The organism is Romboutsia sp. (assembly GCF_051659545.1).
Classification (GTDB): Bacteria; Bacillota; Clostridia; order Peptostreptococcales; family Peptostreptococcaceae; genus JBOFOR01.
The window spans coordinates 1-8,246 of sequence record NZ_JBOFOR010000110.1; the positions used below are offsets into that span (position 1 = coordinate 1).

8 protein-coding genes are annotated in these 8,246 nt (G+C 31.0%); all 8 read right to left on the reverse strand.

What is annotated here, in order from left to right; translation table 11 throughout:
• Positions 1 to 798: branched-chain amino acid transport system II carrier protein (locus ACRC03_RS06510; protein ID WP_438651747.1), on the reverse strand; the 798-nt coding region annotated here is incomplete at its 3' end.
• Positions 799 to 842: 44 nt separating this feature from the next.
• Positions 843 to 1,805, reverse strand: coding sequence for a P1 family peptidase (locus ACRC03_RS06515; protein ID WP_438651748.1), 963 nt, complete (start codon positions 1,803 to 1,805; stop codon positions 843 to 845).
• Positions 1,806 to 1,817: 12 nt separating this feature from the next.
• Entirely contained in the window at positions 1,818 to 3,443 is a 1,626-nt protein-coding gene (locus ACRC03_RS06520; protein ID WP_438651749.1) for an OPT/YSL family transporter, read from the reverse strand.
• Between the two features lie 30 nt (positions 3,444 to 3,473).
• Positions 3,474 to 4,298 carry a 3-methyl-2-oxobutanoate hydroxymethyltransferase gene (gene panB, locus ACRC03_RS06525; RefSeq protein WP_438651750.1) on the reverse strand — a complete coding sequence of 275 codons (825 nt, stop codon included), beginning with the start codon at positions 4,296 to 4,298 and terminating at the stop codon, positions 3,474 to 3,476.
• A 52-nt stretch (positions 4,299 to 4,350) separates the two neighbouring features.
• Positions 4,351 to 5,601, reverse strand: coding sequence for a M20 family metallopeptidase (locus ACRC03_RS06530; RefSeq protein ID WP_438651751.1), 1,251 nt, complete (start codon positions 5,599 to 5,601; stop codon positions 4,351 to 4,353).
• Positions 5,602 to 5,611: 10 nt separating this feature from the next.
• On the reverse strand, positions 5,612 to 6,523 hold the full coding sequence (locus ACRC03_RS06535) for a ketopantoate reductase family protein (RefSeq protein WP_438651752.1): 912 nt from the start codon (positions 6,521 to 6,523) through the stop codon (positions 5,612 to 5,614).
• A gap of 383 nt (positions 6,524 to 6,906) precedes the next feature.
• On the reverse strand, positions 6,907 to 7,305 hold the full coding sequence (locus tag ACRC03_RS06540) for a hypothetical protein (protein ID WP_438651753.1): 399 nt from the start codon (positions 7,303 to 7,305) through the stop codon (positions 6,907 to 6,909).
• A gap of 15 nt (positions 7,306 to 7,320) precedes the next feature.
• Entirely contained in the window at positions 7,321 to 7,473 is a 153-nt protein-coding gene (locus tag ACRC03_RS06545; RefSeq protein ID WP_438651754.1) for a hypothetical protein, read from the reverse strand.
• Positions 7,474 to 8,246 lie beyond the last annotated feature (773 nt).

Sequence of the window (8,246 nt, forward strand, 5' to 3'; positions counted from 1 at the left end):
TGACGCATATTTAAGGCCTGAAAATAAATTACCAGTATTAGCTCCCACTATCATATGGCCTAAATGTGTTAATGTTAATATACCTATGCCTATAGCTGCAACTTTTACTAAAGTTACTTCTAGTTTTTCTTCCTTAATTCCTGTATTTCTCAAATTTTCAATAACTATTGTTGCATATACTAAGGCACAAGGTAGTTCTAAAGTTGCATATCCTTCTGTAAATCCATATACAAATGCAGGTATTTGAAACGTTTTATCTGCCATTGGCCCTAAAGGTGTCATTAATCCTTTTCCAATAATAATTATTACTGCTACTAATAGTATGGGACATAATAATTTGCTAACTTTATCTACGGTATTATCTTTTTTAAAAATAAACCAATAAGTTATTAAGTAATAAGTTATTGAAAATATTGATATTGCTAATAGATTATCTTGTTTGTAATTTATTAATTGAGTAAAGGCATCCCATGCTGCTGCACTCATTCTTGGAATACAAAACAATGGTCCTAATACTAACATAATTATTCCACAAAATATATTAGCAAAATTAATAGATATACGTTTGGTTACTTGATACAGACTACCTTTACCTCTAGCTAATGCTACATAACCTAGTAATGGAAATAGTAATGCTGTAAAAAACACTCCTATAAATGAAATTAATACACTACTCCCGCTTTCTTTTCCCCAGGTCATTGGCCAAATCATACTTGAGCCACCAAAGTGCATTGAAAATATTACTCCACCTAAAGCTAGTAATTTCACAATACTTAGTTTCTGCTCTGTTTTATTCATTTTTTCACCTTCTCAGCCTGATACAAATATTTTATATTAAGTTACTATATATCATTAAAAGATCTAACCCCATGAAGATTGGATGCATGTTTGACTGCATTTACAACTGCTCTTTCCATAACCTTAGCTGCTAGTAACCCAACAACACTTAAATCTGCCTCCACCTCTGATGTTGATAATGCAAAGATTGTATCACCATCATATATTGAATGAGCAGGCCTCATAGTTCGACCATATCCATTATGTGCCATGGATGCAATTTTAGTTATTTCTGATTTTGTAAACTTTGCGTTAGTAACTACAATGCCAATAGTTGTATTTGCTGAGAATAAATTTGTTTTATCGTAGTAATTATCTATCATTATATTTTCTGTTCCTAAAAATTTTCCTTCTTTAATCAATCCTGCCACAATCTTATTGTTGTCTTCTGGATCTACAACATCACCTAAGCAATTTACTGCTACTATTGCTCCAACTTGTAAGTCTCCTATTTCAATTGCATAAGTTCCTAATCCACCCTTCATAGAGGTTTCTAGACCTAAATATTTTCCAACTGTAGCACCACAACCTGCACCAATATTTCCATTTAAAATTTCTTCATTTTGAGTTTGAGCATTTTCACAAGCTTTATACCCCATAGTTGCATCAGGTCTAATATTTGCACTTCCTAAAGTTAAATCAAATAAGCTTGCACCACATACTATAGGAACTTTAGCAACTTGAACATCAAATCCAATTCCTTTTTCTTCTAAATATTTTACCACTCCACTAGATGCATCTAATCCAAAAGCACTTCCTCCTGATAAAACTACTGCATGAATTTGTTGAACCATATTTACAGGATTCAATAAATCAGTTTCCCTAGTTGCAGGTGAACCACCTCTTACGTCAACACCTGCTGTTGCACCTTTTTCACAGATTACTACAGTGCATCCAGTAGCTGCTTTTTCATCTTGTATATTCCCAATTTTTATGCCTTCTATATGAGTAAATTTTATCTCCTTCATTTAAATTTCCTCCTATGACATCGTGATTACCTTTATAATTGCAATTAATACACCTGTTACACCTTCTCCTCCTAGTAAACCAGAAGATATAATTGTTCCTCTTTCATTTGCTGTAGGCTTAACTTTTGATACTATATATGATGCTAGACCACCTATTGCAACTGCACTTGTTATCATCATTGGAAGATATATACCAAGACCTAAAGTAGATGGAACTTTTAATATATATAATACTATTCCTAATATTAATCCAATAATAAAAGCTTGTGTATTAGGAAGACCTCCAACCATAGTAGATACTGCATAAGCTTGAGGAGCAACAAGTTCCGTACCTGGTCCCATTGGTCCATACGCTTTCATCATTATGAATAAAACTACAACTGAAACTACTGCCCCTATAATTGCTCCTATAGTCTCACCAATTAATTGAGCTTTTGGATTTGTTTTTAACAAATAACCTGACTTAAAGTCATTTAATACATCTCCCGCTAATCCACAGGCTACTGCTATGACTCCAGCTACTAAGAAAGCTTCTATTATACCTATTGAAGTTAAAGCTTTTACCACTAATAATACTATTATTGCAAATATCTCCATAGGATTAATTCCTGATTGACCTGTCATAGATGCTGCCATTGCTGTAGTTAGCCAAGCACCAATTATCACTAATATACTCGCAAAAAATCCCATTTCAGTAAATACCGTTAATAAAAATACTACTAAAGTAAATCCTATTGGGATTATTTTTATGTTTATTTCTTTATCTTGAACAGCTTTTCCTGTAAGCATTGGTCCATAAAGTTCTTTTGCTCTTGGCAATATACCTTTTAATAATACTCCTATACCTGTACCTACCATTAAGCCAATACCTAAACTATCTTTAAAAGCTGTTGCAGTAGCTACATCAGCAAATATTCCAGTGCTAATTCCAACAGGTATTATTAATAAGTAGCTTATCAGTGCACCCAAAAACATTACACCTGTAAATATCGGCCCTATAATATATCCAATACCTATTGCCATAGGTGATATCCATACCCCTACAAATATATTTTTTGCAGCTAAGGAAGTGACATTTATTGCTCCTGGTATTAGCCCAAACCAATCTCTAAGTGCTGTAAACACAGCAGAACCTGCTAAAGTTGAAAATAGTACTTTTGATTTTGAACCTCCTTCATCTCCTGCTATTACAGTTTCATATGCTGCAATTCCCATAGGAAACGGAAGTGCTTCTTTCTCAATAAAGAAAGTCCTTATTAGTGCTGTACAAATTATTCCAAGTATAGTTCCTGATAGAGTCACAACTAATAATGTTGTAAAGCTTATATTTGCTGTTTTATCCAACATCCATATACCTGGTATAGTAAATGCAAATCCACCTGCAACCATTGCACCAGCAGACATTATAGTATGAGTTACATTTATTTCATTAAGATTAGTATTCTTTAGTGCTTTTAGAAGCGTCATTGACATAATTGCAACAAATAATGTTGGCCATGGCAATGCTCCCATTCTTAGTGCAACATACATTGAGCTCGTTGTAATTACTGTTGAGCCAATTACTCCTAATATAATTCCTCTTAATGTAAGTTGCTCTTTAAATGATTTTGCATATACCCCCTTTTCTCTCTTATCCATTATACCCCTCCTCTTTTAAATTTTTATTATTTACTCTAGTCCATCTACTTTTATATCAAAGCTATATTCTTTAGACGGAAACAAACCTTCTTTTACCTCACTGTTAAAGCCATTATATATATTTACCATATCTTCTCTTAATGTAGCATATTTTTTTACAAATTTAGGTGTAAACTTATCAAACATACCCATCATATCTTGAGTCACTAATACTTGGGCATCTACATATGGTCCTGCTCCAATTCCTATTATTGGTAGATCTACCGCTTCTGCCATTAATTTTGCTACTTGAGAAGGAACACACTCAACAACAGCTGAAAATGCTCCTGCTTCGGCAACGGCCTTTATATCATTAATTAATTTATTAGCTGTTTCAAGATCTCTACCTTGAACTTTAAATCCTCCAAGTTGTGATGTGGTTTGAGGCGTTAGCCCCAAGTGTGCCATCACTGGTACTCCAGCTTTTGTTATTGCTTCTATTGTATGCGCAAACTCTGCTCCACCTTCTAGTTTTATACAGTCACACCCTGTTTCTTTCATTAATCTATTTGCATTTTCTATTGCTTTTTCTACACTTACATTATAAGCACCAAAAGGCATATCTCCCACTATAAAAGTATTTGGTGCACCTTTCACAACGGGTTTTATGTGATGAATCATTTCTTCCATAGTTACTCCTGTTGTACTGTCATACCCTAGCATCACCATACCTAGAGAATCACCTACTAAAATAAGCTCTACCGTTGAGTTGTCAACTATTGAAGCCGTTGTGTAATCATAGGCTGTTACCATTGTGAATTTTTTACCTTCTTTTTTCATTCTTTTCATTTCTAAAATATTTACTTTACTCTTCATAGTTATTTTCCCCCTACATCCTCTTTTTATTGCACTTACCTTCTTCTACAGTTTAGTATTCTTCATTTAAATAATATAACGCTGTAAGTGCGTAAATTTTTGATGTTTCTATTATTTCATCTACTTCGCACCACTCATCAACTTGGTGAGGTACTTCTCTATTCCCTGCTCCAGTTACAATTACAGGTATACCTTTTATACTATTTAAAATTGTTCCATCTGTTGCTCCTGGTACCCCATTATAGATTGGTTCAGAATTTAAAACACTTTGATAAGCTTTTACTATAGATTTAACTACAGGCTCCTCCTTAGGTGTTTGTGTCCAAGGTCTATCATCTAGAATTTCCATACTGGCAGTAAATTTATCATCTCCTTCTCTAAACTGAGAACTAAATTCATCTAATATACCTTGTATCTGTCTTTTGATTGCCTCATGGTCTTGGCCTGGTACTGTTCGAATATCTAGTGTCAAATATGCATCTTGTGGTATTACATTGATTTGAGCAACACCTTTAATTGGAGTTTGTATCATGGTTGGTGTAAAGCTTGGATATCCTAAGTATTCATGTTTTCCTAGTCTATACTTTTCAAAAGTTTCTAGTCTTCTAACCTCGCATATAACCCTCCCTACTGCCCAATTAGGACAGTTCCCAGTTAAAGGCATACAACCATGCGCCATCTTGCCATAAAAATTAATTTTAATTCTCAATGCTCCCTTTTGGAAGATACAAATATTATTTTCTTCTGGCTCACATATAACTGCTGCATCTACATTGTCTGCCCAGCCATTATTTATGAAACTTTTAATTCCTAACATTAACCCTTCTTCGTCACAAGGTATACAAAGTAGTATATTTCCTTTAAATTTTTCCTTAGAATCTTTAATCGCCTTTGCTGCAAAAACTGCCGCTGCTAAATTTTGTTTGGTGTCGCATGCTCCTCTACCATAGATTCTTTTTATGCCATTAACTTCAACTATTTCTCCTCCAAATGGATCATATGTCCACTGACAATAATCACCTGCTGAAACTACATCTGTATGTCCCTCAAACAATATAGTTTTGCCTGGTATTTCTCCTCTTAGGTAGGCTATTACATTAGGTCTATTTTCCACAGCATCTTCAATATATACTTCAAATCCTTCCTTTTTGAGAAAGTTGAATATATATTGTGCTACTCTTTTTTCATTGGCATTTTTATCTTCAGGATTAAATACACTATTAATTTTTATTAACTCTTGAGTAAATTCAATTAATTGTTTTGATTCTAAAACTTCTTTTACTTTTTCATACTTATTAACCATAATATCACCCTTAAATAAGTTGGCTTGTGGATTTTATTAAGTCCACTATCATTTCATTGTACGGAGTACTTATGTTATTTTTTTTTCCTATTGTAACTACCGCACCATTTATTTTGTCTATTTCCGTTTCTCTTTTATTCAAAATATCTTGTAACATTGAGGATTTATTGTTTGCTGTAAGATGGGCTACATTCTTGACTCTTTCTAGTGAAGTTTCTTTATCAAAATAGATATTTAATTCCTTTGCTACATCAATCGCCTCATAGACTAATTTTTTCATAAGATTTAATGTGTAATTAGAATTTAGTAGTTTTCCATTTTCAACTTTTAATAACGCTGTTAGAGGATTTATACCTATATTAATAATTAACTTTGACCATATTAACTCTAGTATATTTTCACTTATTTCAGTAGGAATTGAACATTCTTCCATGATATTTTTTATCAATTCTACTTTATCCATAGAATTTGATTCTATTGCTCCAATACAAGTCTTTCCTTTTCCTGCGTGCCTTATTTTTCCTGCGTTTAATACTGTTGCTCCATGGGAAGTAGTTCCTGCTATAATATTTTCCTTTTTAACTATGGTTTGAAGGTCTTCTATATTTCCATATCCATTTTGAAGTGATAGTACTAGAGTATTTTTATTTATAAGGTTTTGATGGCTTTTTATTGCCATAGATGTGTGTATTGATTTTACAAAAATTATAATTAAATCTAATGTAGGTAAATTGCTAGAATCTATTGTTGCTTTTGGATAAAACTTTTTTTCTTTATTTTCTTCTTCTATGATCAATCCTTGTGTATTGATAGCATCTACATGCTCTTTCCAAATATCAATTAGATATACTTCATTTTTCTGAGATAAAAATCCTCCAAACAAACTACCCATGGCTCCTGCACCAATGAGCCCTATTTTCATAATTGTTCCTCCCAAAATCCAAATGAATTTTATATATCGTTTCACATTATAAAACATCATTTCATATTGTTATATTAAATTTTATGATTATGTATTTTTTTTATGAATAATTATTTTGATTATACATTTAGATATTCTGGCAGAGATTTATATCTAATATAAAAGAACTAATATATTCGTAGGAGCATATTCAAAATTCTACAATAATTTTACCCCGGATGATTGTAGGCAAGAAACTTAGTGACTTGCCTTGCTAAATATAATTAATAAAGGTGGACACATTAGTTTTAACGTGTCCACCTTTATTAAAATAGCATCATTTACCCAAAGATGAGTAAGAGCCACTGTTAGTTTATAACCTTATTTTTTATAAATTAGATACTTTATAAGTTATCTATAATTTCTTTTATATCTATCTCTAAGTTTTCAATAAATCTAATTAATTTTTCAAGTGATTCTTTATTCATACTTCCTATTACTTGAAAGTCTATCTTATTCTTTTTAAAATAATATAATTGTTCCGCTTTTATATAACCCTCTTTTCCATTATCAGGTTTTGTTTGCTTATCATTACTTGTAATTGGAAAATTACCAGGATAACTAATTTTCTTTTTCTTTTGTTCTTCATTTTTAAATGATGACATAACATTACATACCATATCATATGATAAACCTTGTATTTCTCCATTTTCATCATCTAAAACTACAAATGAGTGTTTATTTAAAATCATCCCATTATCTTCATAATTATTTATGATAATAATATCTCCTACTTTGCACATTCTTTTGTATACTCCTTATCTATTTGTTGCTTTAATTTCTACCTTTTTACTTCCTGCTATGATATCTTTGGACCATTGTATATGTTCTATATCTTTTAGTGATTCCTTTGACGAAACTATAACAGTATTTTTTTCTTTTCTTATTTTTTTAACGTCTAATTTCATCATATTCACTCCTCTTTATATTTTATTATAATTATATTTTACCATATAACTTTATTTTTATCTTTATTTAATATAAAAATACATTTTTAAAGTAAGATTTATCTATTATCATTATAACTATTATTATATACTATGTAGTTATTATTATCTTGTTAAATCTTTTAAGAATATATTATTTTTTTTTATATTGCCAGTTTTCATTCTTTTCTTTATTGTCAAATTCTATATTGCATAAATCATCGAAACATTTATATTCTCAATACCTCACAGGGTGGCAATGTCATCAACTTAAGGAAATTGAAGTGATTATTTGAATTTTAGTATTCCAATTTTATACAATAAATTATAATATAGATCTAAGAATTAATGATAATAGATGAATATTAGAGTATTTAAAGACACTAAAAATAATGAGACTAAAGAAATTGGAATACTAAATAAAAATCCATTTACTAGAAATATTTAAATGTCGTTTGATAGTATCCTTAGATTTATTATAAATTTGAAAGGTAAGACAACTACTATGGAATTAAAGAATTATATTTCGACATCAATCGCGTACCCCCCGGCAGGTTGTGCGAAAATCAACTTTTATAACTTTTAAGAACTTAATTTTGAGCTAGATTGTAAAATATACAATCTAGCTCAATTTTTAATTTATATAAAATAGCACAAAGAGATGCTATTATCTCTTTAACCCCTAAGATATTTATTACTCTTTTTAAATTGTAGCTAAAAAAGGCAAGACTAACTTCACCCTTGACTTTTTCTAAATT